This window comes from Bradyrhizobium sp. HKCCYLRH1034, from assembly GCF_051168375.1.
GTDB lineage: Bacteria > Pseudomonadota > Alphaproteobacteria > Rhizobiales > Xanthobacteraceae > Bradyrhizobium.
The window spans coordinates 315,031-341,931 of sequence record NZ_JBNPUW010000006.1 but is presented as its reverse complement, the minus strand read 5'-3'; the positions used below and the strand labels follow the sequence as shown (position 1 = coordinate 341,931).

28 protein-coding genes are annotated in these 26,901 nt (G+C 66.0%); 11 read left to right on the top strand and 17 right to left on the bottom strand.

All coding sequences use genetic code 11. The annotated features are described in order from the left end of the window. Window positions 1–10 precede the first annotated feature (10 nt). Window positions 11–745 carry an SDR family NAD(P)-dependent oxidoreductase gene (locus ACQR0W_RS17030; RefSeq protein ID WP_315713874.1) on the bottom strand — a complete coding sequence of 245 codons (735 nt, stop codon included), beginning with the start codon at window positions 743–745 and terminating at the stop codon, window positions 11–13. Window positions 746–866: 121 nt separating this feature from the next. After that, window positions 867–2,009, bottom strand: a complete 1,143-nt coding sequence (locus tag ACQR0W_RS17025) for a PQQ-dependent sugar dehydrogenase (protein WP_315713873.1) — start codon at window positions 2,007–2,009, stop codon at window positions 867–869. Window positions 2,010–2,145: 136 nt separating this feature from the next. On the opposite strand from ACQR0W_RS17025, the gene ACQR0W_RS17020 reads away from it, so the two are divergent. Further along, complete coding sequence (locus ACQR0W_RS17020; protein WP_315713872.1) at window positions 2,146–2,925, top strand: SDR family NAD(P)-dependent oxidoreductase; 780 nt, start codon at window positions 2,146–2,148, stop codon at window positions 2,923–2,925. 136 nt (window positions 2,926–3,061) lie between these two features. Continuing rightward, on the top strand, window positions 3,062–3,949 hold the full coding sequence (locus ACQR0W_RS17015) for a TauD/TfdA dioxygenase family protein (RefSeq protein ID WP_316169487.1): 888 nt from the start codon (window positions 3,062–3,064) through the stop codon (window positions 3,947–3,949). Between the two features lie 237 nt (window positions 3,950–4,186). Here ACQR0W_RS17015 and ACQR0W_RS17010 read toward each other — a convergent pair whose 3' ends face one another. Then, window positions 4,187–4,837 (bottom strand): YqgE/AlgH family protein, encoded by a 651-nt coding sequence (locus ACQR0W_RS17010; RefSeq protein ID WP_315713870.1) that lies wholly within the window; start codon window positions 4,835–4,837, stop codon window positions 4,187–4,189. 136 nt (window positions 4,838–4,973) lie between these two features. On the opposite strand from ACQR0W_RS17010, the gene ACQR0W_RS17005 reads away from it, so the two are divergent. From ACQR0W_RS17005 to ACQR0W_RS16995, 3 genes are all read left to right on the top strand, one after another. Next, a complete protein-coding gene (locus ACQR0W_RS17005; protein WP_315713869.1) occupies window positions 4,974–5,813 on the top strand; it encodes a protein-disulfide reductase DsbD domain-containing protein in 840 nt (279 codons plus the stop codon). Between the two features lie 112 nt (window positions 5,814–5,925). Then, a complete protein-coding gene (locus ACQR0W_RS17000; protein WP_316169488.1) occupies window positions 5,926–7,302 on the top strand; it encodes a lipopolysaccharide biosynthesis protein in 1,377 nt (458 codons plus the stop codon). Between the two features lie 175 nt (window positions 7,303–7,477). Next, entirely contained in the window at window positions 7,478–8,137 is a 660-nt protein-coding gene (locus tag ACQR0W_RS16995; RefSeq protein ID WP_315713867.1) for a L,D-transpeptidase, read from the top strand. 14 nt (window positions 8,138–8,151) lie between these two features. Here the strand turns inward: ACQR0W_RS16995 and ACQR0W_RS16990 are convergent, their stop codons facing one another. The 13 genes from ACQR0W_RS16990 to cysG form a co-directional block, all read right to left on the bottom strand. Next, window positions 8,152–8,403: a SemiSWEET transporter gene (locus ACQR0W_RS16990; protein ID WP_316169489.1), complete on the bottom strand. Its 252-nt coding sequence runs from the start codon at window positions 8,401–8,403 to the stop codon at window positions 8,152–8,154. 111 nt (window positions 8,404–8,514) lie between these two features. Further along, window positions 8,515–9,306: a 3-hydroxybutyrate dehydrogenase gene (locus ACQR0W_RS16985; protein WP_172134430.1), complete on the bottom strand. Its 792-nt coding sequence runs from the start codon at window positions 9,304–9,306 to the stop codon at window positions 8,515–8,517. 4 nt (window positions 9,307–9,310) lie between these two features. Beyond that, a complete protein-coding gene (locus ACQR0W_RS16980) occupies window positions 9,311–10,486 on the bottom strand; it encodes a patatin-like phospholipase family protein (RefSeq protein ID WP_316159343.1) in 1,176 nt (391 codons plus the stop codon). 140 nt (window positions 10,487–10,626) lie between these two features. After that, the gene (locus ACQR0W_RS16975) at window positions 10,627–11,142 is read right to left on the bottom strand and encodes a CAP domain-containing protein (protein ID WP_315714371.1); all 516 of its coding nucleotides are present in this window, start codon (window positions 11,140–11,142) and stop codon (window positions 10,627–10,629) included. 364 nt (window positions 11,143–11,506) lie between these two features. Then, entirely contained in the window at window positions 11,507–12,544 is a 1,038-nt protein-coding gene (locus ACQR0W_RS16970; protein WP_316169490.1) for a sulfate/molybdate ABC transporter ATP-binding protein, read from the bottom strand. After that, window positions 12,534–13,442, bottom strand: coding sequence for a sulfate ABC transporter permease subunit CysW (gene cysW / locus ACQR0W_RS16965; RefSeq protein WP_316165794.1), 909 nt, complete (start codon window positions 13,440–13,442; stop codon window positions 12,534–12,536). Before cysW ends, ACQR0W_RS16970 begins: the two co-directional genes overlap by 11 nt. Window positions 13,443–13,450: 8 nt before the next feature. Then, complete coding sequence (gene cysT, locus ACQR0W_RS16960; RefSeq protein WP_315713861.1) at window positions 13,451–14,287, bottom strand: sulfate ABC transporter permease subunit CysT; 837 nt, start codon at window positions 14,285–14,287, stop codon at window positions 13,451–13,453. A 207-nt stretch (window positions 14,288–14,494) separates the two neighbouring features. Then, window positions 14,495–15,487, bottom strand: coding sequence for a sulfate ABC transporter substrate-binding protein (locus ACQR0W_RS16955; RefSeq protein WP_316165795.1), 993 nt, complete (start codon window positions 15,485–15,487; stop codon window positions 14,495–14,497). 211 nt (window positions 15,488–15,698) lie between these two features. Further along, entirely contained in the window at window positions 15,699–16,424 is a 726-nt protein-coding gene (locus ACQR0W_RS16950) for a phosphoadenylyl-sulfate reductase (protein ID WP_316169491.1), read from the bottom strand. Continuing rightward, on the bottom strand, window positions 16,421–16,939 hold the full coding sequence (locus tag ACQR0W_RS16945; protein WP_316169492.1) for a DUF934 domain-containing protein: 519 nt from the start codon (window positions 16,937–16,939) through the stop codon (window positions 16,421–16,423). The genes ACQR0W_RS16950 and ACQR0W_RS16945 overlap by 4 nt, the downstream gene beginning before the upstream one ends. Continuing rightward, a complete protein-coding gene (locus ACQR0W_RS16940; RefSeq protein WP_316165798.1) occupies window positions 16,926–18,581 on the bottom strand; it encodes a nitrite/sulfite reductase in 1,656 nt (551 codons plus the stop codon). Before ACQR0W_RS16940 ends, ACQR0W_RS16945 begins: the two co-directional genes overlap by 14 nt. A gap of 9 nt (window positions 18,582–18,590) precedes the next feature. Then, the gene (locus tag ACQR0W_RS16935; RefSeq protein WP_315713857.1) at window positions 18,591–18,905 is read right to left on the bottom strand and encodes a DUF2849 domain-containing protein; all 315 of its coding nucleotides are present in this window, start codon (window positions 18,903–18,905) and stop codon (window positions 18,591–18,593) included. Continuing rightward, complete coding sequence (gene cysG / locus ACQR0W_RS16930) at window positions 18,906–20,336, bottom strand: siroheme synthase CysG (RefSeq protein ID WP_316169493.1); 1,431 nt, start codon at window positions 20,334–20,336, stop codon at window positions 18,906–18,908. It lies immediately after the preceding gene. A 204-nt stretch (window positions 20,337–20,540) separates the two neighbouring features. Here cysG and cysD point away from each other — a divergent pair, with 204 nt between their 5' ends. Together cysD and cysC are read left to right on the top strand one after the other, a co-directional pair. Then, window positions 20,541–21,365, top strand: a complete 825-nt coding sequence (cysD, locus tag ACQR0W_RS16925) for a sulfate adenylyltransferase subunit CysD (protein WP_315713855.1) — start codon at window positions 20,541–20,543, stop codon at window positions 21,363–21,365. A 14-nt stretch (window positions 21,366–21,379) separates the two neighbouring features. After that, window positions 21,380–23,296, top strand: a complete 1,917-nt coding sequence (gene cysC, locus ACQR0W_RS16920) for an adenylyl-sulfate kinase (RefSeq protein WP_316169494.1) — start codon at window positions 21,380–21,382, stop codon at window positions 23,294–23,296. 203 nt (window positions 23,297–23,499) lie between these two features. On the opposite strand, the gene ACQR0W_RS16915 is transcribed toward cysC, so the two are convergent. Next, a complete protein-coding gene (locus ACQR0W_RS16915) occupies window positions 23,500–24,492 on the bottom strand; it encodes a cytochrome-c peroxidase (protein ID WP_316169495.1) in 993 nt (330 codons plus the stop codon). Between the two features lie 380 nt (window positions 24,493–24,872). On the opposite strand from ACQR0W_RS16915, the gene ACQR0W_RS16910 reads away from it, so the two are divergent. From ACQR0W_RS16910 to ACQR0W_RS16895, 4 genes are all read left to right on the top strand, one after another. Further along, window positions 24,873–25,601 carry an MgtC/SapB family protein gene (locus ACQR0W_RS16910; protein ID WP_316169496.1) on the top strand — a complete coding sequence of 243 codons (729 nt, stop codon included), beginning with the start codon at window positions 24,873–24,875 and terminating at the stop codon, window positions 25,599–25,601. Between the two features lie 45 nt (window positions 25,602–25,646). Next, window positions 25,647–25,976 carry a hypothetical protein gene (locus tag ACQR0W_RS16905; protein ID WP_316169497.1) on the top strand — a complete coding sequence of 110 codons (330 nt, stop codon included), beginning with the start codon at window positions 25,647–25,649 and terminating at the stop codon, window positions 25,974–25,976. After that, window positions 25,973–26,227, top strand: coding sequence for a ParE family toxin-like protein (locus ACQR0W_RS16900; RefSeq protein ID WP_316169498.1), 255 nt, complete (start codon window positions 25,973–25,975; stop codon window positions 26,225–26,227). Before ACQR0W_RS16905 ends, ACQR0W_RS16900 begins: the two co-directional genes overlap by 4 nt. A 225-nt stretch (window positions 26,228–26,452) precedes the next feature. Next, window positions 26,453–26,833: a DUF1493 family protein gene (locus ACQR0W_RS16895; RefSeq protein WP_315813925.1), complete on the top strand. Its 381-nt coding sequence runs from the start codon at window positions 26,453–26,455 to the stop codon at window positions 26,831–26,833. Window positions 26,834–26,901 lie beyond the last annotated feature (68 nt).

Below are 26,901 nucleotides of genomic sequence, written 5' to 3'. Positions count from 1 at the left end.
TTCCGGACGACTACAAAATCAGGCCGCCGTCGACGACGAGGGTCTGGCCGATGATGTAGGACGACAGCGGCGAGGCCAGGAACAGCGCCGCACCGGCCATGTCCTGCGGCGTCCCCAGCCGCCGCAGCGGAATGCGCTGCAGCGCGCCCTCGAGGCGCTTCGGATTGGCGGTCGTCACCTTGGTCATCTTGGTGTCGACGAGCCCGGGCGCGATCCCGTTGACGCGGATGCCGTCTTCCGCCCACGCCTCGGCCAGGGTTCGCGTCAATCCCATCGCGCCGGTTTTCGAGGCGTTGTAGGCCGGATTGCCCATGGTCGAATGATAGGCCGCGGTCGACGAGACGATGATGAGCGCGCCCCTGGCATCGCGCAGCAGGCCGTGAAATTTCGTCGCACAGGCCATCAGGCTGATGAGGTTGACCTCGACCACCTTGCGAAAGCCCTCCATGGCGAATTCGCCGCGCCGGTACAATACCGCGCCCTGCGCCAGCACCAGCACATCGAGCCGATCGAGCCGCGGCGCGAAGCTCTCGATCGCGCCGGGATCGCTCACATCGAGCTGATGGTAGTTCACCCCTGCGAGATCGGAGCCCTCACCTTCGGCATAATCGGCGGCGCTCGCCCGCGTGCCGCTGACGTCGACGCGCGCGCCCTGCGCGCGAAACGCCTGCGCGATGCCGTTGCCGATGCCGCTCGATCCGCCGATCACCAGCACCGAGCGTCCCGTGAAATCGAGCGCGTTCATCTCCCCACTCCTTCTCTTGTTGTTTGTCGGATGGTGTGGGGATCGGCGCAGGCCCTGTCAACGGCATCGCGGGCTGTGGCGACCCCGGCATCGGCGCCTTCGCATCAATGCTGCTGCGCAGCTACTTCATCGGTGTCAGCCGCAGCAGGCGGCCGGGCGAGTCGTCCTCGATGACCCAGACGGCGCCGTCCGGCGCCACGGCGACGTCGCGGATGCGCTCGCCCATGTCCCAGCGCTCGGCCTCGTCAGGCTGACCATCGGTCCGGAAGGCAACGCGGACCAGCGCGTGCACCCGCAAGCCTCCGATCAGCGCCGATCCCTTCCATTGCGGAAACATCGGACCATCATAGAAGACCAGGCCGGCCGGCGCGATCACAGGATCCCAATAGAGCGGCGGCGGCGCGAGGTCGGGCCGCGTCGCATGCCGCGGGATCGGCGTGCCGTTGTAATTGTCGCCGTTCGACACCAGCGGCCAGCCGTAGTTCTTGCCCGGCTCGATCAGGTTCAGTTCGTCGCCGCCGCGTGGTCCCATCTCGTGCAGCCAGAGCTTGCCATCTGATGCGAAGGCGAGCCCGTAGGGATTGCGGTGGCCGGTGGTCCACGTCTGGGCCGGCACGCCCTTGTCCTCGGCCATGGGATTGTCCGACGGAGTCGCGCCGTCGAGATCGAGCCTGAGCACCTTGCCGCGCGCCTGACGTGGATCCTGGGCGCTGTTCGGCTGCATGCGGTCGCCGACCGTCAGGAACAGATGCGTTCCCGACGGATCGAACGCGATGATGCCGCCGGGCTGCCCGCCGCCGCCGGCGGGCGTCTGGCGCCAGATGACGGTGGGGTCGGTCAGCGTGGCGTTGTCATTCGAAACCGACAACACGGCACGGGTCAGGACGAGCCGGCTGCCTTCGCTGCTCGGCTCGGTGTAGGTGAGATAGATCTGCGACGTCGTCGCGAAGCTCGGCGACACCGCAATGTCCAGGAGGCCGTTCTGTCCGCGCGCCGCGACGGCAGGCACGTTGCCGATCTGGATCTTCTGCCCACCTTGCGTGACGAGAAAGATCCGGCCTGGTTTCTCCGTGACCAGCATCCGCCCATCCGGCAGGAAGGCGATGGCCCAGGGCGTATCGAACTCGGCAACGCTCCGCGCTTCGAACGGGCGCACGGCGCTTGCCTTGCGATCGCCGGCATTGATGCTCTCGGCTCGCGCGGCCGTGGTCGCAACGAGTCCCATCACCAATGCCAGGCGCAGGAAGGTCGTGGAGAGCACCATGATCACTCCGGTTTGTTGATCCGTGTCGTCGGCAACGAGAATTCGGCCATGCCGGATCGGTGCCTACCGAATGCGTCCGATCAGTGATAATCCCGACGGCGAGCATGCGATGCGCATTTTTCCGTGAGCCGCAAATATGCACCAGCACAGGCAACTCAGCCGCTCGGTCAAGGGATTGACCGTCCTGATCACCGGCGCCGCGTCGGGGATGGGGCGCGCGACCGCGCGCGTGTTCGCCGATGAAGGCGCCAGGGTCGCAGTCACCGATGTCGATGAGGACGCGGCCCGCGCGGTGGCGGCAGACATCGAGGCCAGCGGCGGAACGGCGCGCGCCTGGCGGCTCGACCTCGTCGACCGCAACGCCATCGCGGCCGTCGTCGGCGATGCTGCGACGCATTTCGGCGGGCTCGACGTCATCGTCAACAATGCCGGCATCTCGGTGCATGTCGCTATCGACGACGAAGCCTACGACGAGGCCTGGGCAAGAGGGCTTGCCATCATGCTGACGGCGCAGCAGCGCGTCATCCGTGCCGCGCTGCCGCATCTGCGCCGCTCGAACAGCCCGCGCATCGTCAACATCGCTTCGACCGAGGCGCTCGGCGCAACCGCGCGGCACAGCGCCTATTCGGCTGCAAAGGCCGGGGTGACCGGATTGACGCGCTCGCTCGCGGTCGAGCTCGGCCGCGATCGCATCACCGTCAACTGCATCTGTCCGGGCCCGATCACCACGGCGATGACCGCGCGCATTCCAGATGAGCAGAAGGCGGTCTATGCACGGCGCCGCACCGCGCTTGGCCGCTACGGCGATCCCGAAGAAGTCGCGCACATGACCTTGAGCCTGTGCCTGCCGGCGGCCTCGTTCCTCACCGGAGCGGTGATCCCCGTGGACGGCGGGCTGATGGCCCGCAATGCATGACGTCTGACGCGCCGGCATGACAGCCGTGCGGTCGGCGATCCGCGCCTTGCGTTGACTTCGCGCATCGCCGGCGTAGCCTCTTCCATCAGAAGAAGCGGACAGGAGTCCGCCCTGATGAGGACGCGAGGAGGAGACCATGGCGATCGCCATCCGGCAGTTGCATCGGCATTTCGTCGGCGAAGTATCCGGTGTCGATCTGCGAAAGCCTCTCGCTCGGGACGAGGTCGCGCAGTTGCAGGCCGCGATCGATCACTACGCCGTTCTCGTATTTCACGATCAGGACGTCACCGACGAGCAGCAGCTCGCCTTCGCGCTCAGCTTCGGCGACCGCGAGCAGGCGCGCGGCGGCACCGTCACCAAGAAGGAGGATTACCGCCTCACCACCGGCCTCAACGACGTCTCCAATCTCGGCAAGGATGGCAAGCCGCTGCCATCAGACCATCGCACGCATCTGTTCAATCTCGGCAACTGCCTGTGGCACTCCGACAGCTCGTTCCGGCCGATCCCGGCGAAATACTCGATCCTCTCGGCGCGGATCGTGAACCCGAAGGGCGGCAACACCGAATTCGCCGACATGCGCGCCGCCTACGACGCGCTCGACCAGGAGATCAAGGCCGAGATCGAGGATCTCGTCTGCGAACATTCGCTGATGTATTCGCGCGGCGCGCTCGGCTTCCTCGACTACACGGACGAGGAGAAGGAGATGTTCAAGCCGGTCAGGCAGCGGCTGGTCCGCACTCATCCTGCCCATGGCCGCAAGTCGCTGTATCTGTCGTCGCATGCCGGCGCCATCATCGGCATGAGCATGCCGGAAGGCCGGCTGCTGCTGCGCGACCTCACCGAGCATGCCACGCAGCCCGAGTTCGTCTACGTCCACAAATGGACGCTGCACGACCTGATCATGTGGGACAACAGGCAGACCATGCATCGCGTGCGCCGCTACGATCAGTCGCAACCGCGCGACATGCGCCGCGCCACGGTGGCCGGCACCGAACCGACGGTCGCGCAGCAGGCGGCGGAGTAGTTCTGCCTTCAGCAGAGATGCGCGCCCTCATCCCTCTCCATGTCGTCATTGCGAGGAGCGAAGCGCAGAGGCAATCCAGACAGCATCCGCGGTGGACATTCGGGATTGCTTCCGCCTACGCTCTCCAAGCTTCGGCGGACAAGTCGCTGCGCTCGCAATGACGGCGGAGAGGCAGAGCGCCCCATTGAGCCTTCTCTGATCCCAGCGAGCACGGGAGCTCCAACCGGACGATAAGGCCTATGCGTGCCCGGCGGCGTTGGACAGCATGCCGGGATCAATGCCGATCTTGCGCAGCGCGAGATCGTATTTGGCGTCGACATTGTCGCCGAAGATCAGCTCCGGATCGGCGTCGCAATGCAGCCAGCCATTGTCCTGGATCTCTTCCTCCAACTGGCCGGCGCGCCAGCCGGCATAGCCGAGCGCGAGGATCGCGTGCTTCGGACCGTCGCCCTTGGCGATCGCCTTGAGGATGTCGATGGTCGTCGTCAGGCAGACGCCGTCGTTGATCTTCAAGGTCGCGTTGGCGATGAAGTAGTCGCTCGAATGCAGCACGAAGCCGCGCCCGGTATCGACCGGGCCGCCGCTCAGCACCTTCATCGTCTCGGCGCTGTCGGGCAGGCTGATCTGATCGCTCTTCTCGATGATATTCAGTTGCATCAGGAGCTGAGGGAAGTCGATGCTGCCCGCCGGCCGGTTCACCATGATACCCATGGCGCCCTCGGCCGAATGCGCGCAGAGATAGATCACCGAGCGCTCGAAACGGGAATCGCCCATCACGGGCATCGCAACCAGCAGCTGACCGTCGAGGTAACCACCGTGAGAGGTGTGATCCCCGATCCCTGTCACTTTGCGGCGAATGTCGCCCAGCCTTTTTGCCTCAGGATTCATCCGCAAGGACTCTCATGATCATCGATATCCTGATATTGGGATGCGCATCTGTCAATCAAGGTTCAGGTCCTCGCGAGGAAATCTGCTCACAAGCATTTCAATGGTTTGCGCCCGAACCGCACTCTAAAGACGTCTCATGTCCGCCTTGGTTCCTCACCACTCTGCCACACTGCTCGTCGCGACCGTCGTATCATCCTGCCTTGCGTTCGGCGCGCAGGCGCAGGATTCCTCGCCCTGGCAGCGCGACAGCCACTCCGCGGTGCGCCTGCTCGCGGGCTCGCGCAGCGGTCCGGTCATGCTGGGCGGCATCGCCTTCGCGCTGCAGCCGGGATGGAAGACCTATTGGCGAACGCCCGGCGATTCCGGCGTGCCGCCGCGGTTCGACTTTTCCAAGTCGGAGAACGTCGAAGCGGTGACGGTTCTGTGGCCTGCGCCGACAAAGTTCGACGACGGCGCCGGCGGGCACTCGCTCGGCTATCATGATCAGGTCGTGCTGCCGCTGCGCATCGTCGCCAAGAACCCCGACAAGCCGATGACCCTGCGCGCCGACGTCAGCTACGCGGTCTGCGAGAAGATCTGCATTCCCGTCGAGGCAAAGGCCGAGCTCGCCTTCACCAGCGTCGCCAGCACCGAGGATACGGCGCTCTCGGCGGCCCTCGACACCGTGCCGAAGCCGGCCACTGTCGGCGACGCCATTCCCTTGACGATCCGCGACGTCAAGCGCGACGGCCCGAAGGACGTCGTCGTCGACGTCGCCGTCGCCGATCCGCGCGGCGTCCAGCTCTATGTCGAGGGGCCGACGCCTGACTGGGCACTGCCGATCCCGACCGTGCGCGACAGCGGCATGCCGGGCATCAAGCGCTTCGCCTTCGAGCTCGACGGCGTTCCGCCGGGCGTGAAGCCGGACGGCGCTGCCCTGAAATTCACGCTGGTCGGCCCCGACAAGTCTTACGAGTTCAACTTCACTCTGCCGTGACGGCTGTAGCGCCGCGCGACCGGCGCGGCGCCGGCCCAACTCAATCTTAACGTTGCGTTGATAGGGAAGCACCATCGCCGCCATCCGCGCGGCCGTGGAGCCGGACCCCGCCGTGGCTGTGATGGATGCCCGCAACGCCCCCGCATCGAGCGGCCTCGCGGCCCGCCTGAAGGCGCGCCTGGCTGTGCTCGGCGGCAGCGGCGAGGCATCGCTGACGCGCCGCCTGGCCGGCACCATCTTCCTGATCCGCGTGCTCAGCGCGGGCCTCGCCTATCTCAGCCAGATCCTGCTCGCGCGCTGGATGGGTGGCTCGGACTACGGCACCTATGTCTATGTCTGGACCTGGGTGCTGCTGCTCGGCAGCATGCTGGATGTCGGCATCGCCTCCTCGGCGCAGAAGATCATTCCGGACTACCGCACCGCGGGCCAGCAGGCGCTGCTGCGCGGCTTCCTCTCCGGCGGACGCTGGCTGACGCTGGCGACGTCCACCGCTGCGGCGCTGCTGCTCGCCGGCCTGATCGCGCTGCTGTCGCCCTGGATCGACGCCGGCGAGCGCATGCCGCTCTACATCGGCTGCCTCACCTTGCCAGCCTTCGTCGTCGCCAACACCCAGGACGGCATCGCCCGCTCGCACGACTGGATGACGCTCGGCCTGATGCCGCAATTCATCATCCGCCAGACGCTGATCATCGGCTTCACGGCGGGCGCCTTCGTGCTCGGTCTCGATCTCGGCGCCACCGCTGCGATGGCCGCGAGCGCGGCCGCGGTGTGGCTTGCGATGCTCGGCCAAATGCTGGTGCTGAACAACCGGCTCCGCGGCCACGTCGAGCCAGGTCCCAAACAATATGATCTCCGCGGCTGGCTCGCGATCTCGCTGCCGATCCTCTTGGTCGAGAGCTTCTATCTGCTGCTGTCCTACACCGACGTGCTGGTGCTGCAGCAATTCCGCTCTTCCGAGGAGGTCGGCATCTATTTCGCGGTGGTGAAGACGCTCGCGCTGGTGTCGTTCATCCACTACGCGATGTCGGCGACGACGGCGCATCGCTTCGCCGAATACCACGCGCTCGGCGACAAGGCGCGGCTGTCGGCCTATGTCGCGCATGCGATCAAGTGGACGTTCTGGCCGTCGCTCGCGGCGACGCTGGTGCTGCTCGCGCTCGGCAAGCCGCTGCTGTTTCTGTTCGGCGCACAGTTCACCGCCGGCTACGACATCATGTTCATCGCCGCAATCGGGCTCGTCGTACGCGCCGCGATCGGACCGGTGGAGCGGCTGCTCAACATGCTGGGCCAGCAGCGCGCCTGCGCCATGGCCTATGCGGCGGCCTTCGTCATGAACCTCGTGCTCTGCATCCTGCTGGTGCCGCAGTTCGGCGGCCACGGCGCCGCGGCGGCGACCTCGCTGTCGCTGGCCTTCGAGACCGTGCTGCTGTTCCGGATCGTCAAGCAGCGGCTCGGGCTGCATGTCCTCGCCTTCGGCAAGGCATCTTGAGGAAACCATATTGACGCATCTGTTGCGTCATCTTGGCCTCGCCTTGGCGGAACTGCGAGCGTCGCGCCGCCACACCTCGTCTCGCCCGGCGATCACGCAAGTGTTGGGTGCAACGCCTTGATATTGGCGCGATCCTCCGGGCACATGATTTGAATGCGCGCTGGGGGAGAATGAGATGTCGAGACTGGGGGTCGCACTATCGCTGGCCGGAACCGTGATGCTGGCCGGCTGCATGGAAGCGACGCTGTCGCCGACGTCAGACGCGGCGTTGACGCCCCGCGACCGTCAGTTGCTGGCGCACGCGCCCTATGCCGAGGCGCAGATCCCGCAACAGTTCCAGCGCCACATGGTCGACTACACCCGGCAGGAACAGCCGGGCACGATCGTCGTCGATACCGATGCGCGCTTCCTGTACTACGTGCTGCCCGACCGCAAGGCGATCCGCTACGGCGTCGCCGTCGGCGAAGAGGCGATGGCCTTCTCCGGCGTCGCCACCGTCGGCAAGCTCGCGGAATGGCCGGACTGGGTTCCCACCGCCGACATCCAGGCGCGCCTCGGGCCGTATCCGAAGCGCGTCGCCGGCGGCCCGGCGAATCCGCTCGGCGCCCGCGCCATCTATCTGTACGAGGGCAACAAGGACACCCTGTACCGCATCCACGGCACCAACCAGCCCGAATATATCGGCCAGGCGATCTCGTCAGGCTGCATCCGCATGACCAATACCGACGTCGCCGACCTCTACAACCACGTCCAGCTCGGATCGACCGTGGTCGTGCTGCCGCCGGGCCAGAGCGTCGCGTCCACCACCGCGAACGTGTTCGCCCGCCGCAGCTGATCGGCTGAGGTTTCCTAGCCGTAGCGCAGCTTCAGGCCGAGGATCGCGGCCACCAGGCCGAGCGTGATCGCGTTGGCGACGACCAGCGGCAGGTCGCTGATCAACGCGCCGTAGAGCAGCCACATCGAGTTGCCGGTGGTCTGCAGAACGAACATGCCCATCGAGATGTCATGGGTCGAGCGCGACCGCCAGGCCTTGACGACCTGCGGCAGGAACGAGCTCGTGGTGCAGATGGCGGCGCCGAGGCCGATGATCGTGGTCAGCAAGGTGGGGGTCCGTGCGCTGGTCGTGGAAACGCACGCTTGTAGAATGGACCGCGCCGAAGCGAAACCCGCCTCGGCGCGAAACTGGTGCCTTGTTCAGCGCTCCTGCGATCGTTACGCCGCCGTCCAACCGCCGTCGATCGAGAGGTTGGTGCCGGTGATCTGCGCCGCATCGTCGCCGCACAGGAACAGCGCCAGCGCCGCGACCTGCTCGGAGGTCACGAACTCCTTGGTCGGCTGCGCCGCGAGCAGCACGTCGTTGATGACCTGTTCCTTGGTGAGGTTGCGCGCCTTCATGGTGTCCGGAATCTGCTTCTCCACCAGCGGCGTCCACACATAGCCCGGCGAGATGCAGTTGCAGGTGATCTTGAAGGTCGCGAGCTCGAGCGCCACGGTCTTGGTGAGGCCGGCGATGCCGTGCTTGGCCGAGACATAGGCCGACTTGAACGGCGAGGCGACCAGCGAATGCGCGGACGCCGTGTTGATGATGCGGCCCCAGCCGCGCTTCTTCATGCCGGGCACCGCGGCGCGGATGCCGTAGAACGCGGACGACAGGTTGATCGCGATGATCTGCTCCCACTTCTCCGGCGGGAAGTCTTCGACCGGCGAGACGAACTGGATGCCGGCATTGTTGACGAGGATGTCGACCGAGCCGAACGTGGTCTCGCCGAGCGCGATCATGCCGGCGATCTCGGCCGGCTTGCTCATGTCGGCCGGCGAGTGCACGGCCTTGACCTTGAAGTCGCTCTCGATCGCCGCACGCTCCTTCTCGATGTCGGCTGGCGCGCCGAAACCGTTGAGCACGATGTTCGCGCCGGCGGACGCGAAGGCGCGCGCATAGGCCAGCCCGATGCCGCTGGTCGAGCCGGTCACGACCGCGGTCTTGCCCTTCAGATTCGTCGTCATTGCTTCACTCCTTCTTGGCGGCAGCGAGACTGCCGTCCTGCGTGAGATCGTAGGTGACCATGGTCTCGCCGGACTGCGGCCGCTCCAGCCAGTCCTTGTGGCGCATCGACTGGTGGACATCGCGCACGCCCGCTTCCCAATGCTCGACCATCGCGACATGGGAAAAATCGTAGTCCTTGGAGGACGTCTCGTAGTTCTTGCTGCGATAGATCAGGTGCACCACCGTGACGGTGTTTTCCTGCGCCGCCTTGCACAGGATCTCGAGCGAGGGATCGTTGCGCAGCTCGTCGGGCAGCTTGGCATAGAGCTCGCGCAGCGCCTTGCGCGTGTTGTGGATCATGCGGTTCTTGTCGGTGTTCATCCGCGTCCGGCTGGAATAGCGGATGTCCTTCTCGCGCTCGGCGGCCTCCAGCAGCGTCCGCGGCAGATCGCCGCGCGCGGAGAACAGATCGACCTGGAAGATCAGGAGATCACGATCGGTCTCGGTATCGAGCACGTAGTCCAGCGGCGTGTTGGAGGCGATGCCGCCGTCCCAATAGTGCTCGCCGTCGATCTCGACCGGCGGGAAGCCGGGCGGCAGCGCGCCCGACGCCATGATGTGCTCGGGCCCGATCCGCTTGCCCTGCTTCCTGAATTCGACATTGTCGAAATAGGTGAAGTTGCCGGTGGTGACGCCGACGGCTCCGACGGAGAGCCGCGTCTTCAGATCGTTGATGCGGTCGAAATCGACCAGCCGTTCCAGGGTCCGCTTGAGCGGCGCGGTGTCGTAATAGCTGACCGATTGCAGCGTGCCTGACGGCCACAGCGGCGCCGGTGGGAAGCGCGGCGTGAAGAAGCCGGGCACGCCGAACGCCGCGATCAGCCCGGCGCTGACTTCGTTGAAGGCCGAGCGGTGATGATCGCCATTGAGCAGCGGCTTCCACGGCACCGGCGACGACACCATCTCCCAAAATTCCTTGAGACGGCCAATGCGTTTCTCCCGGTCGTTGCCGGCGATGATCGCGGCATTGATGGCGCCGATCGAGATACCGGCGACCCATTCCGGTTCGAAATCGAAATGGCACAGTGCCTGATAGGCGCCGGCCTGATAGGAGCCGAGCGCGCCGCCGCCCTGCAGGACGAGCACGCGTTGCGATTCGGCGGGGGTTGCAGGCAGCGGGGGAAATGGATGTTGCGTCATTACCGCGGTCATTAGCAAAGCAAGGCGCCACCGTGGCGTCACTTCGCGGTGACGTCAATCCACCCCAAGGGCTAGGCCGGCCTGACTCGCGCGCGAGCCATGCGCACGCGGCCTGCGCAGGGCGGCGGCAGCCCAGCCTGTCAGGAGGGCTTCTTGCCGTCCGGCGCGGCCAGGATCATGGTCCAGAACACTTTGTACTTGGTGTTCGGAGCATAGCTCGCTGCGATGCCTATTTTTGTGACACCGCTCTTGAGCATGTTGGCGCGATGCGGCGGCGAGTCACGCCAGCCGGAAAACGCTTCCGCCAGCGTGTGATAGCCGGCCGACACGTTCTCGACCGCGACGACAGCGTCATAGCCGGCACCCGTCAGGCGCTTCGCCAGCGGGGCGCGCACGTCATGATCGAGCTTGTTCTTGTCGGCCATCGCCTGCGACTGCGATTCCGCCAGCCGCATCAGCTCGGGGTCGACCTCGACCGTGCCGAGCCCGTTGTTCTGGCGGTATTGCGAGATCATCGTCGCCGCAGCCACCGCATCGAGCTTGGCGCCCGCGACCGCCATATCGGCATACATGGTCGGCGCCTGCACGACCGGCGTCTCGGCCGCACAGCCGGCGAGCAGGAATGCAATGGAGAGAGCGAGAGCCAGACGCTTCAATGAACCAATCCCTATGCCGATGCGAGAGGCGGGTTGTTGCACATCAACCGTGGCTGAAAGGTGAATCGGCGGTAAGTTCCGTCGCGACAATTGCGGCCATTCCTGCCGGCAACCGTTCGTCAACCATAGGAGCAGTTCGGTCAAGCCAGGAACGGAACGACGCCCTCGGTGTCGTCCCGGCCTTGAGCCGGGATCCATACTCCGCAGCGGTCGTGGTGAGACCCGATGCCGCTCCGGCGTGCCTCAAGCAAGCTTCACGGCGCATGGGTCCCGAATCAGCGCCCGCCAACGCTTTCGCGTTGCCGGGCTTGTCCGGGACGACACCGCATGTTTGGCAGAGAGCCGGGACGAGCCCGAGCAGCCCCTACCCGGCCGCGAAAATCCGATAATGCCGCGGCTTCAGGCCGATGCGGTCGCCGATCCGGAGCTCGCGGTCACGGGGGGCGTCGATCTCGATGGTCGAGCCTTCAGTCAGCGCGATCTCGGCGCGCTGCACCGGGCCGAAGCTGCGGACGTGGGTGACGGCGCCGTGCAGCGTGCCGCTGTCCGCGGGGCCGATCAGCATGTCGTGCCGGCGCACGAACAAGGTCGAGGCGCCCGCGGCCACGCCCTCCGCAGCCAGGTCCAGCGGCCGCCCGTTGAGATGTACCGCGCCGCTGGCGATCTCGACCGGCAGCATGATCGACTCGCCGATGAAGCCGTGCACGAACGCGGTCGCCGGGCTGTCATAGACGTCGCTCGGCGAGCCGACCTGCTCGATGCGGCCCTTGTCCATCACCACGACGCGGTGCGCGACCTCGAGTGCCTCCTCCTGATCATGCGTCACGAAGATCGAGGTGACGTTGATCGAGTGATGCAGGGTGCGCAGCCATTGCCGCAGCTCCTTGCGCACCTTGGCGTCGAGCGCGCCGAACGGCTCGTCGAGCAGGAGGATGCGCGGCTGGATGGCGAGCGCGCGCGCCAGCGCGATGCGCTGGCGCTGGCCGCCGGAGAGCTGGCTCGGATAGCGATCGGCGAGCCAGTCGAGCTGGACGAGGTCGAGCAGCTCCTTCACGCGCGCGCGGATCTCAGCCTCGCTCTTGCGGATGCGGCGCGGCTGCACGCGCAGGCCAAAGGCGACGTTCTCGAACACGTTCATGTGCCGGAACAGCGCGTAGTGCTGAAACACGAAGCCGACGTGACGCTCGCGCGCGCCGCGATCGAGCGCGCTCTCGCCGTCGAACAGGATCTCGCCGGAATCGGGCCACTCCAGCCCGGCGATGATCCGCAGCAAGGTCGTCTTGCCCGACCCGGACGGGCCCAGCAGCGCCAGCAATTCGCCGTCGGCGACCTTGAGATCGACGCCGTCGAGGGCCTTGAACGTGCCGAACGTCTTGACGACACCCCTGACTTCAATGGTCACGCGGACCTCCCTCATCGAGTTGCCGTTCGAGGACGGTTTTGACGACCAGCGTGATCAGCGCGAGCATCGCCAAGAGCGAGGCGATCGCGAACGAGGCGACCATCTGGTATTCGTTGTAGAGGATCTCGACCAGCAGCGGCATCGTATTGGTCTCGCCGCGGATATGGCCGGACACGACCGAGACGGCGCCGAACTCGCCCATCGCGCGCGCGTTGCAGAGCAGCACGCCATACAGCACGCCCCATTTGATGTTCGGCAGCGTGACGCGGAAGAACGTCTGCAGGCCGGACGCGCCGAGCGAGATCGCCGCCTCCTCCTCCTGCGTGCCCTGCTCCTGCATCAGCGGGATCAGCGCGCGCGCCACGAACGGGAAGGTCACGAACACGGTCGCCAACGCGATGCCGGGAAAGGCGAACAGGATCTGCAGGCCATGGCTCTGCATCCACGGGCCGAAGAACCCCTGCGCGCCGAACAGCAGCACGAACACGAGGCCCGATATCACCGGGCTCACCGAGAACGGCAGATCGATCAGGGTGATCAGGAACGTCTTGCCCGGAAAGTCGAACTTGGCGATCGCCCAGGCGGCGCACAGGCCGAACACGAGATTGGTTCCGACCGAGACCAGCGCCACCAGCAGCGTCAGGCGGATCGCGGCCCACGCCTCGGCGTCGGCAAGCGCGGTGAAATAGGCCGCGATGCCCTTGCCGAACGCTTCCACGAACACGACGATCAGCGGCAGCACCACGAACACCGACAGGAACGCCAACGCCAGCGTCGTGATGACGATGCGGACCAGGCGCGGCTCGGTGCGCGGATCGGGGCGGCCGGCCTGCGCGACGTGCGGGCTGGCCGCGGACGATGCCACGGATGGCGCCTGCAGGGTCATCTCCACGCTCATGTCGGGTCCTAGTTCAAGGGCGCCCGGCTCTGCGCCCAGCGCTGCAACCGGTTCACGGCAAAGATGATCAGGAACGCCACGACCAGCATCACCACCGCGATCGCGGTGGCATCGGCGTAGCGGAATTCGGACAGCCGGATCACGATCAGCAGCGGCGCGATCTCGGAGACGTTCGGCAGATTGCCCGCGATGAAGATCACCGATCCGTACTCGCCGACCGCGCGCGCAAAAGCGAGTGCGAAGCCGGTGAGCAGCGCCGGCGTCAGGCTCGGCAGGATCACGCGGGCCACGATCTGCCAGCGGCCGGCGCCGAGGCTCGCTGCCGCCTCCTCGATCTCCGGATCGAGATCGATCAGCACCGGCTGCACGGTGCGGACGACAAAGGGGATGCCGATGAAGATCATCGCAACGAAGATGCCGAGCGGCGTGAACGCCACCTTGATGCCCATTGCGGCGAGCGGCGCGCCGAGCCAGCCCTTCTGTGCGAACAGCGCCGTCAACGCCACGCCCGCCACCGCCGTCGGCAGCGCGAACGGCACGTCGACGATGGCGTCGAACAGGCGGCGCCCGGGAAAGCGGTAGCGCACCAGCGCCCAGACGACGATGGTGCCCATCACCAGATTGACGCAGGCGGCGGCGAAGGCGAGCCCGAACGAGATCTTCAGCGCGCTCAAGGTGCGACGGCTGGTGACGATGCCCCAGAACTGCTCCAGGCTGAGATCGGTCGAGCGAACGAACAGTCCCGCCAGTGGAATCAGGACGATCAGCGACAGCCAGGTCAGCGTCAGCCCCATGGTGAGACCAAAGCCTGGCAAGGTGCTGCGACGTGGTGCAAGTACGTTCAAAAAAAGGCCTGGTCCGTTGATGATCGGTGTCGATGGGCTTGAATCGATTGTGGTGTACGCCCGCCGCCCCCAGCCTCGTCTCGGCAATCGAGACCGGGGACCGCGTCTCATGCGCGATATCGCAGATCGCCGCAACGCCAGCTTCTTGCCTTGTTGTCTCGAAGCCGTATCAGATCGGCGGTCACCAACTTGTTCCTTCTGATTCGATCAATTCTTGTAGATTTGATCGAAGATTCCGCCTTCCGCAAAATGGTCCTTCTGGGCCTTGGTCCAGCCGCCGAACACCTCGTCGATGGTGAACAGCTCGACCTTGGCGAAGGCAGCCTCGTACTTCTTGGCCACCTCGGGATCACGCGGACGGTAGGAGTTGCGTGCGGCAATTTCCTGACCTTCCTTTGTATACCAGTATTTCAGGTAGGATTCAGCCACACTTCGCGTGCCCTTTTTGTCGGCCACCGAGTCGACCACCGCAACTGGCGGTTCGGCCAGGATTGACAGCTGCGGCGCGACGATCTCGAACTTGTCCTTGCCGAACTCACGCAGGGCCAGATGCGCCTCGTTCTCCCAGGCGAGCAGGACGTCGCCGACACCGCGCTCCACGAAGGTCACGGTGGCGCCGCGGGCGCCGGTGTCGAGCACAGGGACGTGCTGATAGAGGTCGCCGACGAACTGCTTGGCCTTGTCGGCCGAGCCGAACTTCTTCAGCGCATAGCCCCAGGCGGCCAGATAGTTCCAGCGCGCGCCGCCGGATGTCTTCGGATTGGGCGTGATGACGTCGACGCCCTTCTTGAGCAGGTCGTCCCAGTCCTTGATGCCCTTGGGATTGCCTTTGCGCACCAGGAAAACGATGGTCGAGGTGTAGGGCGAGGCATTCTGCGGCAGTCGCTTTTGCCAATCCTTGTCGAGCAGACCCTTGCCCGCGATCGCGTCGATGTCATAGGCGAGCGCCAGGGTCACGACGTCGGCCTGCAGCCCGTCGATGACGCTGCGGGCCTGCGCGCCGGAGCCGCCATGCGACTGCTTGACCTCGACGCTCTTGCCGGTCTCCTTCTGATACGCGGCTGAAAACGCCTTGTTGAACTCGACGTAGAGCTCGCGGGTCGGGTCATAGGAGACGTTGAGCAGACTGATGTCCGCGGCATGGGCCGATCCTGCCCATGCCAGGCCTGCGACCGCTGCCAGAAGACGTCGCATCTTCATCCAAGCTCTCCGTTCCATTCACCGCCCGCAATGTTGCAGGCGCGCACTGCAGATCGCCAAATGTTCACGTCGGAGTCAACGGAACCGGATTTTCTTGTTTCCGGCCGGACATAGGCATTTTGCTACGAAGCGCTCGGCGTTGGGATAGCTGTTCTTGCCGCGGCACAATGTCGTCATGGGCTGCCAGGTCAGCCGGCCGGTGAGTTTCGAACTACACCGTCGAGGTCGCGACCGTGTGGATGCCGCATTCGGTCTTGTCGCGACCGCGCCAACGGCCGGCCCGCTCGTCCTCGCCGGAGTCGGCGCGGCTTGTGCAGGGCATGCATCCGATCGAACGGAAGCCGGCGGCGACCAGCGGATGCTGCGGCAGATTGGCAGAGCGGTAGATCGCCGCGATCTCCTCGCGGGTCACATTGGCGAACGGATTGAATTTCACCCGCACGCCGTCCTGCTCGACGACCGGGATCGCCGCCCGCAAGCCGCCCTGGAAACGCTTGCGGCCATTGATCCAGGCGGCGAACGGCGCCAGCGCGCGTGCCAGCGGTTCGACTTTGCGGATGCGGCAGCAGGCGTCGGGATCGGAGAACCATAGATCGTTGCCGGCGTCCTCGCGCTCGAGCGTGGCGGCGTCCGGCTTCATCGAGCGCACGTCTTGCAGGCCGAGGATCTCGATGAGCCGGTCGCGATAGGCCAGCGTCTCCGCGAACATGTGCCCGGTGTCGAGGAAGATCACCGGGATCGCCGGATCGACATCGGACGTCACCTTCAGGAGCGCGGCCGACTCCGTTCCAAACGACGACACCACCGCCAGCCGCTCGCGACCGATCGCCGCGAGAGCAGCGGCAATGACCTCATGCGGCGCGGCGGTGCGCAGCGCGGCGTCGAGCGCCGCGACCGGGATCTCCGCAACGGAAGGCGATGCAGCCAGCGTGCTCACAGCCCGGCACTCTCCGAATGGCGCAGTTGCAGGCGCTGATGCAGCGCCGAGATCCGGCCGTCGCCGGTCGGCTGGTAGAACACCGAATAGCGCTTCACGGTCTCGGTGAAGGCCTCGGCATCCGCCTGCTTCTTGACCTCGAAGGCGTCGAAGCCGGCGCGCAGCATGAACACGAACTGGTCACGCAGCACCTGCCCGGTCGCGCGCAGCTCGCCGCGGAAGCCATGGCGCTCGCGCAGCAGGCGCGCCTGGGTGTAGGCGCGGCCGTCGCGAAAACTCGGAAACACCAGCGCGACCAGCGCGAGCCGATCGAGATACGGCACGAGATCGTCGACGTCGCGATTGTTCGGCCAGATCACGCCGAGCTTGCCGGTGGCGTGGCCGACCAGCGCGTCGGGGCCGGCGAGGAAGCGCGTCTCCGAGACGAGGATCGCGCCCTGCGCCGGCGGCTCGACATCGTCGGTGAGGCGGACGAACGTGTCCGCGATGATGTGTCCGCCCTTAACGAGTGGCATAGACCCGCTCCCTGAATGGTTCGACCCCGAGCCGCTTCACCGTGTCGACGAACAGCTCCTCGGGGCTCGCGCGCAGCGCAAGATAGGCTTCGACGATGTCCTCGACGACATCGGCCACTTCGGCATAGGGCACCGCGGGTCCGATCAGGGTGCCGAGCACGGCGCCCTCGTCGGCGCGGCCGCCGATCGTGATCTGATAGAATTCCTCGTTGTTCTTCTCGACGCCGAGGATGCCGATGTGGCCGACATGGTGGTGGCCGCAGGCATTGATGCAGCCGGAGATGTTGATGTGCAGCCGGCCGATCAGGTTCGCCGTGTCGTGATTGGCGAAGCGGCGCGTGATCTCCTGCGCGATCGGGATCGAGCGCGCGTTCGCCAGCGAGCAGTAGTCCAGGCCCGGACAGGCGATGATGTCGGACACGAGGTTGACGTTGGGGATCGCGAGGCCAATGGCCTCGAGCGCCTTCCACACCGCCGGCAGGTCGCGCTTGCGGACGTGCGGCAGCGCCAGGTTCTGCTCATGCCCGACGCGGATCTCGCCGAACGAGTATTTGTCGGCGATGTCGGCCAGCGCATCCATCTGGTCGGCGGTCGCATCGCCAGGCGGCTTGCCTATGGGCTTCAGCGACACGGTCACGATGGCATAGCCCTGCACCTTGTGCGGGAAGACCGAGTTCTTGCGCCATGCCTCGAACTTCGGATCGTGCGCCGCCTGCTTCAGCTCGTCCGGCATGTGCGGCAGCGTCTCGTAGGCCGGATAGAAGAAGCGCGAGCGGATGTCCTCGATGATCCCCTGATCGAGCTTGAGCACGCCGTCGCGGATCTGCTGCCACTCCTCCTCGACCTCGGCGGCGAACTTCTCGATGCCGAGCTCATGCACCAGGATCTTGATGCGCGCCTTGTAGATGTTGTCGCGGCGGCCGTACTGGTTGTAGACGCGCAGGATCGCCTCGACATAGCTGAGGATGTCGTGGCCGTGAACGAACGGCTTGATGGTCTTGGCGATGAACGGCGTGCGGCCGAGGCCGCCGCCGACCAGCACCTCGAAGCCGGTTTCGCCCTGCTCGTTCTTCTTGAGACGCAGGCCGATGTCATGGATCTTGATCGCGGCGCGGTCGTGGTCGGACGCCGTGATCGCGATCTTGAACTTGCGCGGCAGGAACGAGAATTCCGGGTGAAGCGTGGTGAACTGGCGCAGCAGCTCCGCCCAGATCCTGGGATCCTCGACCTCGCCCGGCGCGACGCCCGCCCACTGATCCGAGGTGACGTTGCGCATGTTGTTGCCGGAGGTCTGCATCGACTGGATGCCGACCTCGGCGAGGTCGGCCATCGCATCCGGCAGCTCGGCGAGCTTGATCCAGTTGAACTGGATGTTCTGCCGCGTCGTGAAGTGACCGTAGCCGCGGTCGTAGCGGCGCGCGACATGGGCCAGCCGGCGGAGCTGGTTCGACGCTAGCGTGCCGTAGGGGATGGCGATGCGATACATGTAGGCGTGGAGCTGCAGATAGACGCCGTTCTGCAGCCGCAGCATCTTGAACTCGTCCTCGGACAATTCGCCCGACAGGCGCCGCTTCACCTGGTCGCGGAATTCGGCGACGCGCTCGTTGACCAAGGTACGGTCGATTTCGTCATAAGCGTACATGACAGGCCTTCAGACTTGAGCCGGGAGCGCGATGGAGGCGCCCGTGAGCCGGATGTGTTCGCGCATATTGCCGGGCTTGACCGCACCGTCGGCGCCCACCTCGACCGGCGCGATGTAGGGACCGATCGCACCGAGATCGTCGGCCACCGCTTCCGACAGCAGGGCGCGCGCCTCGTCGGCGGTGCGGACGATCGCCGCATCGGAGAGCTCATCCGACCAGCTCTTGGTGCCGGTGCGGTAGATCACCGCGCCATCCCAGGTCCGGTTCGCGGTGATGATCGAGGGACCGGTGATCTTGATCTTCTGTTGCAGCGGGGAGGTCATTCAGACGGGTTCCAGGAGTTGTGCGATCACGCCACTGATAGTCTGCTGACGCCACGGCGCGGAGTGCGCCACGACGTCACCGATGATGAGGATGGCCGGACCGCCATCGATTTGGCCGACGAGATCCGGCAACTGATCGAGCGTGCCGACCGCCGCCTGCGCATCGGGGCGCGTCACCTTCGCGAACACACCGACCGGCGTCTGCGGCGAGCGGCCCGCCGCGAGGAGCCCTGCGCGCACCGCCGGCGCCGCGGTCATGCCCATGTAGACGACGACGGTCATCTTGGTGTCAGTCAGCACCGACCAGTCGACCGCCTCGGCATCGCGCTCCTTGTGCGCGGTGAGGAAGGTGATGCGCAGCGCCTTGCTGCGGAAGGTCAGCGGCACCTCGAACTGCGCGGCGGCGCCGAGGCCGGCGGTGATGCCGGGCACGATCGTGTAGGACACGCCCGCCTTGCGCAGCGCATCGACCTCCTCGCCGCCACGGCCGAACACGTAGGAGTCGCCGCCTTTCAGCCTGACCGCGCGCTTGCCCTCGCGTGCCGCTTCGATCAGCAGCCTGTTCACAGCGTCCTGGCCAATGCCGGGCTTGCCGACGCGGCGGCCGACCGGCACGCGCGAGGCATCGCGGCGGATGCGGTCGAGAATCTCAGGCGTGACCAGCTCGTCGTAGAACACGACATCCGCGTCCTGCAGCGCGCGCAGCGCCTTGATCGTCAGCAGGTCGGGATCGCCGGGACCGGCGCCGACCAAGGTCACATGGCCGTTGCTGCGGCCGGCATGATCGGCGCCCGCAAACGCCGTGGGATCGGCAATGCCATGCAGCGCCGCCTCCGCTTCCTGCTTGCGGCCCGCCAGCACCAGTGCACCGATCGGGCCGTCGACGATGCGCTCCCAGAAGCGGCGGCGCAGCGTCATCTCGGCGATCTGCGGGTTGATGGTCTTGCGGAAGTCGCCGATGAAGCTCGCGAGCTCGCCGATCCGCGCCGGCAGCAGCGCCTCGATGCGCTCGCGCACGCGGCGTGCCACGACGGGCGAGGAGCCGCCGGTGCCGATCGCCACCACCACGTCGCCGCGATCGACGATCGCCGGAAAGATGAAGCTGGAATGCGCGAGGTCGTCCATCACGTTGACGGGCAGACCAACGCTGCGCGCTCGCGCCGACATCGCAACGCCGATGTCGCCAGCGCCCGCGCACAGCACGGCGATGACGCCAGTGAGATCGGCGCTCAGCGGGTCGCCTTCGGCGCGCTCGATCTGGCCGTGCTGATCGCGCAGACCCGCGAGATCGAAGTCGCCGTCGGTGGCGAACCAGCGGATCCGTGCGCCCGCGGACAGCAACACGCGAAGCTTGGCGCGCACGAGCTCGCCCGCGCCGATCAGCAGCACGGGGCCGGTCTTCAGATCGAGAAACACCGGCAGATATTGCATTGCGTTCTTCAGCTTCGGCACTTGGGGGTTGACTGGAATTATTTTCTATATAAGTGTCCCGCCTACGACGTAAAGAGAAAATTATTCCTTGGCTCCGCCATAGAATTTTCTCCCAGGCAGGCGATGGCTGATAGCATGCACATTCTCACAAACGACGTTTCCAGAGATCGGTTGCCCTCCTCCGAGATCGAGCAAGCATCTTCCATGCCGCGCGTCCTCAACGCCGCACCGACGATGGACCATCTCGACGAGCTGGAGGCGCAGAGCATCTACATCCTTCGCGAGGCCTTTGCACGGCTGAAGAAGCTGGCGCTGCTGTGGTCGCTGGGAAAAGATTCCAACGTGATGATCTGGCTGGCGCGCAAGGCGTTCTTCGGCCGGGTGCCGTTCCCCGCCATGCATGTCGATACGGCCAAGAAGTTTCCCGAGATGTACGCCTTCCGCGACACCTACGCGAAGGAATGGGGCCTCGATCTCAAGGTCGAGCCGTGCCCGCCGATCGATGCCGTCGATCCCACCCTGCCGCCCGCCGCACGCTCGGCTGCGCGCAAGACCGAAGGCTTGAAGATGGCGCTCGCCAAGCATGGCTTCGACGGCCTGATCGCGGGCATCCGCCGCGACGAGGAGGCGACGCGCGCCAAGGAGCGCGTGTTCTCGCCGCGCGGGGCCGAGGGCCATTGGGATGTGCGCGACCAGCCGCCGGAATTCTGGGATCACTTCAACGCCTCGCCGCCGCAGGGCGCTCACTTGCGCATCCATCCGATCCTGCATTGGACCGAGGCCGACATCTGGGCCTACACGGCGCGCGAGAACATTCCGATCATCCCGCTGTATCTGTCCAAGAACGGCAAGCGCTATCGCTCGCTCGGCGATCAGGACATCACCTTCCCGGTCGCGTCGAACGCCTCGAACATCCCCGAGATTCTCGCCGAACTCGAAAGCACCAAGGTGCCCGAGCGTGCCGGCCGCGCGCTCGACCACGAGACCGAAGACGCCTTCGAGCGGCTTCGCGTCGCCGGCTATCTGTGAGGGGGAACGAGGCGATGAACATGCGAGTCCCGTCAGCCGTCCCCGCCACGCCGAACGGCACCACCCGTCCGCAGGTCCGCATCGTGATCGTCGGCCATGTCGACCACGGCAAGTCGACCTTGGTCGGCCGTCTGCTGCATGAGACCGGCAGCCTGCCCGAGGGCAAGCTGGAGATGCTGCAGGCCGTCTCCGCCCGCCGCGGCATGCCGTTCGAATGGTCGTTCCTGCTCGACGCGCTGCAGACCGAGCGCGACCAGGGCATCACCATCGACACCACGCAGATCCGCTTCCGCACCAATGCGCGCGAGGTCGTGCTGATCGACGCGCCCGGCCACGCCGAATTCCTGCGCAACATGATCACCGGCGCCTCGCAGGCCGATGGCGCGGTGCTGATCATCGACGCGCTCGAAGGCGTGCGCGACCAGACCCGCCGCCACGGCTATCTCCTGCATCTGCTCGGCGTGAAGCAGGTCGCGGTCGTCGTCAACAAGATGGACCGCGTCGATTTCGGCGAAGACCGCTTCGACGCGATCAAGGCCGAGATCTCGGCGCATCTCGAAGGCCTCGGCGTCAAGCCGGTCGCCGTCATCCCGATCTCCGCGCGCGACGGCGACGGCGTCGCCGAGCTGACCTCGCGGATCGGCTGGTACGACGGTCCGACCGTGGTCGAGGCGCTCGACGGGCTGGAGCCGGCCAAGCCGCTGTCGAGCCTGCCGCTGCGCCTGCCGGTGCAGGCGATCTACAAGTTCGACGACCGCCGCATCGTCGCCGGCCGCGTCGAGGCCGGCGAGTTGCGCGCCGGCGACGAGATCGTGATCATGCCCGCCGGCAAGATCGCCAAGATCAGGACCGTCGAGGGCTGGCCGCAGACCCCGGTGACCACGGCGCAGGGCGCGGGCCGCTCGGTCGGCATCACGCTCGATCGCGAGCTGTTCATCGAGCGCGGCGACGTCATCGCCCATGTCGGCCGCGAGCCGCAGGCGGCGCGCCGGCTGCATGCGCGCATCTTCTGGCTGCACGACCAGCCGCTGTCGAAAGGCGACAGCATCCTGGTCCGGCTCGGCACCCGCGAGGCGCGCGGCAGCGTCGTCGCGATCGCGAAGGCGGTCGACCCGGGCTCGCTGTCCAACGAAGAGAACGCTTCGATCGCGCGCAACCATGTCGGCGAGATCGAGATCGCACTGACCCAGCCGGTCGCCGTCGATCCCTACACCGAGAATGCGCGCACCGGCCGTCTCGTCATCGAGGTGCAGGGCCGCATCGCCGGCGGCGGGCTGGTGCTGTCGATCGCCGCTGGCAAGCGCGCCGCACCGGTCGACATCATGCCGGTGGAATCGGCGCTGCAGCCGCAGGAGCGCGCCGATCGCTATCGCCACAAGGGCGCCGTCGTGTGGATGACCGGCCTGCCCGGCGCCGGCAAGTCGACCCTGGCGCGCGCGCTGGAGCGGCGGCTGTTCAGCCGCGGCGGCGCCCCGGTGCTGCTCGACGGCGACACCGTCCGCGCCGGCCTCAACAAGGATCTCGGCTTCACGCCGGAGGACCGCGCCGAGAACATCCGTCGCCTCGCTGAGGTCGCGACCCATCTCGCCCGCAACGGCCACATCGCGATCGTCGCCGCGGTATCGCCCGCGCGCGAGGACCGCGCGGCTGCGCGCCGCGTCGCCGGCGACCTGTTCCGTGAGGTCTACGTCGCGACGGCCGCCGAGATCTGCGAGAGCCGCGACCCCAAGGGCCACTACGCCAAGGCCCGCGCCGGCAATCTGCAGAACTTCACCGGCATCGGCACCGACTACGAGCCGCCGCTCGATGCGGAGCTGGTGATCGACACCGCGACGCGCGGGATTGCGGACGCCACCGACGAGCTCGAGGCGCTGCTGTCGCGGACATCCGTGCTGTTCGACGACATCGCCGATCTCGGCGCGAATATCTGACGTCTGCTTCCAGACTTGTCATGCACTCCGTCATTCCGGGGCAAGGCCGCAGGCCTTGAACCCGGAATCTCGACATTGTCTTGCGCTCAATCCCCAATCACTTCGAGATTCCGGGTTCGATCGTCGACGCACAGCCGCTTCACGGCTGCGCATTGCCGATCGCCCCGGCATGACGGTGAAGCGCGACCCAGCTCAGCCGGACGCTACAGCGCGCCGACATAGGCGGTGAGATCGTCGAGCTCGGCCTCGGTCGGCAGTCGCGTCTCCATCTTCTTGGCATAGAACTCCCACATCAGCTTGACGGCGTCGCGCAGCGACGCCGTGCGGCCGTCGTGGAAATACGGCGCGGTCGACGCGGCCGCATGCAGGGTCGGCACCTTGAACTTGCCGCCGGTGCCGATGTCGTCTTTGCTCTTCTTGTCGAAGCTCGGCAATTGATGGCAGGTGCCGCAACCGCCGTCGCCGATATAGAGCTCATAGCCGCGCCTGACGGCCGCGCTGGCATCCTCCCTCGGCGTGCCGTCCCCCTTGACCTGCCAGTTCGCCGGATAGTTCAGCGTGCGCACATAGGCGACCAGCGCCGCCAGGGTCTCCGGCGACGGCTCCGGCCCCTTCATGCGGTTGACGATGATGCCGCGGATGCTGTCCTCCAGGGTCGGCGCCTGGCCGGCCCAGCCGAACACCGCGCGCTCGCCGACGCCCCACAGCGTCGGCGTATTCCGGCCATTGGGATCGCCGTCGGCGACCACGTCGAGGCCGACATAGGTCTTGTTGTTGGTATGCCCGGTCGAGAAGTGGCAGGTCGCGCAGGACGCCTTGCCGCCGCCGGAGAGGCTCGCGTCGTTGAACAGCTCCAGCCCCTTGGCGGCGAGCTCGGCTTCGGAGAGCTGGGCCGGTGGCGCCACGGCGGCGCCGACCGTGGTGGGCTCGGCCACCGGCGCCTCGGTCACGGCAGGTGCTGACGGCGCCTTCGGCTGCTTCCTCACCGCCGCGGTGGCGTGGCGGATTCTCGGCCTGTGCTCGGACGACGCCGCGTGCGCCGATTTCGGCTTCAACGCTGAAGCCAGCATTTGCAGCAAGGTCGGCTTCTGCGGAGCTGCCGCGAGATAGGGCGCTACAGATTTGTCCGCCGCAAGCGCGGGCAGGGCGAGCAGGCCAAGACACAAGACGACCGACCGCAGCCCCGTGAACGACATCGCCCGTCTCCCCCGACATCCCCTTGATGCAAATCGTTATCGATAGCTTTTACGTCCGAAGTGGGACTGTGCGGGGGCAATGAATCGGCGCAGGCGGGATTGAGCGGCGTCAGTGCACGGCCTGACCGCCATCGGCGGACGCGATGCCGGCGTGCGTCGAGAACAGCCGGCGCGGCGAATGTGAGAACCTGTCGCCTCCATCGACGACGGCGCGCCGGCGCGTCAGGCGATGCGCGCATCCTGGCCGGAGAACTACGGAGGAGTGCGCCGGCTCGTGCCTGGACAGCAGTTTGCCCACGGCGCGGCCGCCGCATCGGCAAGCAGAAATTAGCACTTGATCCGCACAGTTCACGCCACCCGCAGCAACGCGGTCGAGGCGCATGATGGAGCATCTGGCGGCCTATTGGTCGACGGCCGAACTGGAGACGAACGGGATTCTGCTGCTGCACCTGATGGGTGCGGCGGCCGTCGGCCTGCTGCTGGGCTACGAGCGCACCTATCACGGACGCGCGGCCGGCATGCGGACCTACGCCCTGGTTTGCGTCGCATCGACCTTGCTGACGGCGATCAACGGCTTTCCCGGCAGTTGGTATGGCGGAATGGCGGTGTCGCCGACCGTCTCCGATCCGACGCGCGTGATCCAGGGCCTGATGACCGGCATCGGCTTCCTCGGCGCCGGCGTCATCATCAAGGACGGCTTCACCATCCGCGGCGTGTCGACGGCCGCCTCGATCTGGATGACGTCGGCGATCGGCATCATCATCGGCATCGGCTTCTACGGCACCGCGCTTTGCGCCACGGCATTGTCGCTGGCCGCGATGACCCTGCTCGGCCAAGTCGAGAAATGGCTGCCGCATCAGACCACGCTGTCGCTGTCGGTCGTCTACCGCCATGGCCTGCAGCCGAGCGAGGCCGAATTGCGCGAATGCATGCGGGCCTATGGCTTCGACGTGCTGGACTGGTGCTACGAATACAGCGAGACGAAGCGGCAATTCCATTTCGAGCTGGTGCTGCAGGCCGCCGGCCGGTTTGAAACCGCCCAGATGGCGCGCGACCTGTCCGGCGCAGAGGACGTCGTCGAATTCCGCCTGGCGCCGTCGCGGACGTGAGGGTAGCGCGTAGCCGCATGAGCCAGGCGACATCCGGGACTGGTCTTGCCGTATCGCGGCACGCTCAAGCAACACGCCTGCGTCACATTCGGCAATGCGGTCCCTCAATGCCGCTTTATGGTCCCATCGGGCCGCCACCTTTTCGGCTTCAATGTTCAGTGCTATGTTCCCATCATGACAACCGCCGAAGAGATCGAAAAGGCCGTCCAACAGCTCAATCCAGACGAACTCGCGCGCTTTCGCGCATGGTTCGAACGGTTCGATGCTGCGTCATTCGATGCTGCGATCGAGCGTGATGCTCATACCGGGAAACTCGACGCCTTGGCGGACGAAGCTCTTGCGGCGCATCGAGCTGGCCGCTCCCGGCCATTGTGACCCATTTCGCATCTCCGAAATTTTGGGCGGCCTACGAGTTGCTGCCTGAAGCCATCAAAAGGCTCGCCGATCAGAATTTCGAGCTTCTGAAACGCGATCCACGTCACCCTTCACTCCAGTTCAAGAAGGTCGGACGGTTCTGGTCCGCTCGGGTCGGACTACGCTACCGAGCCCTCGCGACCGAGGTCGACGACGGCTATTTGTGGTTCTGGATCGGCTCACACGCCGACTACGACAAGCTCGTTGGATAGCCTAGGCGCGGACAAAGGAAAGCGCCATGCGGATTGATGGTTTGCTATTCATTCAGCGACGCGCCTGCGATCTTTTGCGACCATCGGGTGGGCAAAGCGGCGCGGGCAGGCGGCGCGTGCCCCCCATCTCAAACCGGTGAAGCATGGTGAGCACGGCGCTCCGCGCCTTTGCCCGGCCCACGAGCGACCTGCGCTTGCCTGCAGCAGAAGGTGTCGGATAGTTGGATGATGTCACAGACTTCAGACCAACTCCTTCAGAAAATTCTGGACTTCGTCAGGGCCGAGACCGGGATCCGCGAGCAAATCTCTGACGAGTCCGACATCGCCGGAGACCTCGGCGTCGACGGCGATGATGCGCGCGAATTCATGCTTGCATTCCAGCGGGCGTTCGACGTCGACCTGTCCGGCTTCGAATTCGACCGCCATTTCGGACCGGAGGGCCTGTCGCTGACCCGGCTTGTCCTGACCGTTCTTCGCCTGCGCCGCCCCCAGTTGCCGCTGACGATCGCCACACTCGTCGATGCCGCGAGACAAAAGCGCTGGCCCAATGAAGCGACATCGATCGCCGTCTCGCCGGAAGGCCGCACGGCACCGCCGGAGATGTGAGCCTGACCGCCGCGTTCCAAATCCAAGTCTGCCCCTATTGCGGAACGAGGCTATCGACCCTGGTCAAA

What these genes read in the sequence shown, in the direction of transcription:
- ACQR0W_RS17030 (WP_315713874.1), bottom strand. Translation starts at nt 745, where the DNA reads ATGAACGCGCTCGATTTCACGGGACGCTCGGTGCTGGTGATCGGCGGA.
- ACQR0W_RS17025 (WP_315713873.1), bottom strand. Translation starts at nt 2,009, where the DNA reads ATGGTGCTCTCCACGACCTTCCTGCGCCTGGCATTGGTGATGGGACTC.
- ACQR0W_RS17020 (WP_315713872.1), top strand. Translation starts at nt 2,146, where the DNA reads ATGCACCAGCACAGGCAACTCAGCCGCTCGGTCAAGGGATTGACCGTC.
- ACQR0W_RS17015 (WP_316169487.1), top strand. Translation starts at nt 3,062, where the DNA reads ATGGCGATCGCCATCCGGCAGTTGCATCGGCATTTCGTCGGCGAAGTA.
- ACQR0W_RS17010 (WP_315713870.1), bottom strand. Translation starts at nt 4,837, where the DNA reads ATGAATCCTGAGGCAAAAAGGCTGGGCGACATTCGCCGCAAAGTGACA.
- ACQR0W_RS17005 (WP_315713869.1), top strand. Translation starts at nt 4,974, where the DNA reads ATGTCCGCCTTGGTTCCTCACCACTCTGCCACACTGCTCGTCGCGACC.
- ACQR0W_RS16995 (WP_315713867.1), top strand. Translation starts at nt 7,478, where the DNA reads ATGTCGAGACTGGGGGTCGCACTATCGCTGGCCGGAACCGTGATGCTG.
- ACQR0W_RS16985 (WP_172134430.1), bottom strand. Translation starts at nt 9,306, where the DNA reads ATGACGACGAATCTGAAGGGCAAGACCGCGGTCGTGACCGGCTCGACC.
- ACQR0W_RS16980 (WP_316159343.1), bottom strand. Translation starts at nt 10,486, where the DNA reads ATGACGCAACATCCATTTCCCCCGCTGCCTGCAACCCCCGCCGAATCG.
- cysW (WP_316165794.1), bottom strand. Translation starts at nt 13,442, where the DNA reads ATGAGCGTGGAGATGACCCTGCAGGCGCCATCCGTGGCATCGTCCGCG.
- ACQR0W_RS16955 (WP_316165795.1), bottom strand. Translation starts at nt 15,487, where the DNA reads ATGAAGATGCGACGTCTTCTGGCAGCGGTCGCAGGCCTGGCATGGGCA.
- ACQR0W_RS16945 (WP_316169492.1), bottom strand. Translation starts at nt 16,939, where the DNA reads ATGCCACTCGTTAAGGGCGGACACATCATCGCGGACACGTTCGTCCGC.
- ACQR0W_RS16940 (WP_316165798.1), bottom strand. Translation starts at nt 18,581, where the DNA reads ATGTACGCTTATGACGAAATCGACCGTACCTTGGTCAACGAGCGCGTC.
- ACQR0W_RS16935 (WP_315713857.1), bottom strand. Translation starts at nt 18,905, where the DNA reads ATGACCTCCCCGCTGCAACAGAAGATCAAGATCACCGGTCCCTCGATC.
- cysG (WP_316169493.1), bottom strand. Translation starts at nt 20,336, where the DNA reads ATGCAATATCTGCCGGTGTTTCTCGATCTGAAGACCGGCCCCGTGCTG.
- cysD (WP_315713855.1), top strand. Translation starts at nt 20,541, where the DNA reads ATGCCGCGCGTCCTCAACGCCGCACCGACGATGGACCATCTCGACGAG.
- cysC (WP_316169494.1), top strand. Translation starts at nt 21,380, where the DNA reads ATGAACATGCGAGTCCCGTCAGCCGTCCCCGCCACGCCGAACGGCACC.
- ACQR0W_RS16915 (WP_316169495.1), bottom strand. Translation starts at nt 24,492, where the DNA reads ATGTCGTTCACGGGGCTGCGGTCGGTCGTCTTGTGTCTTGGCCTGCTC.
- ACQR0W_RS16910 (WP_316169496.1), top strand. Translation starts at nt 24,873, where the DNA reads ATGATGGAGCATCTGGCGGCCTATTGGTCGACGGCCGAACTGGAGACG.
- ACQR0W_RS16895 (WP_315813925.1), top strand. Translation starts at nt 26,453, where the DNA reads ATGATGTCACAGACTTCAGACCAACTCCTTCAGAAAATTCTGGACTTC.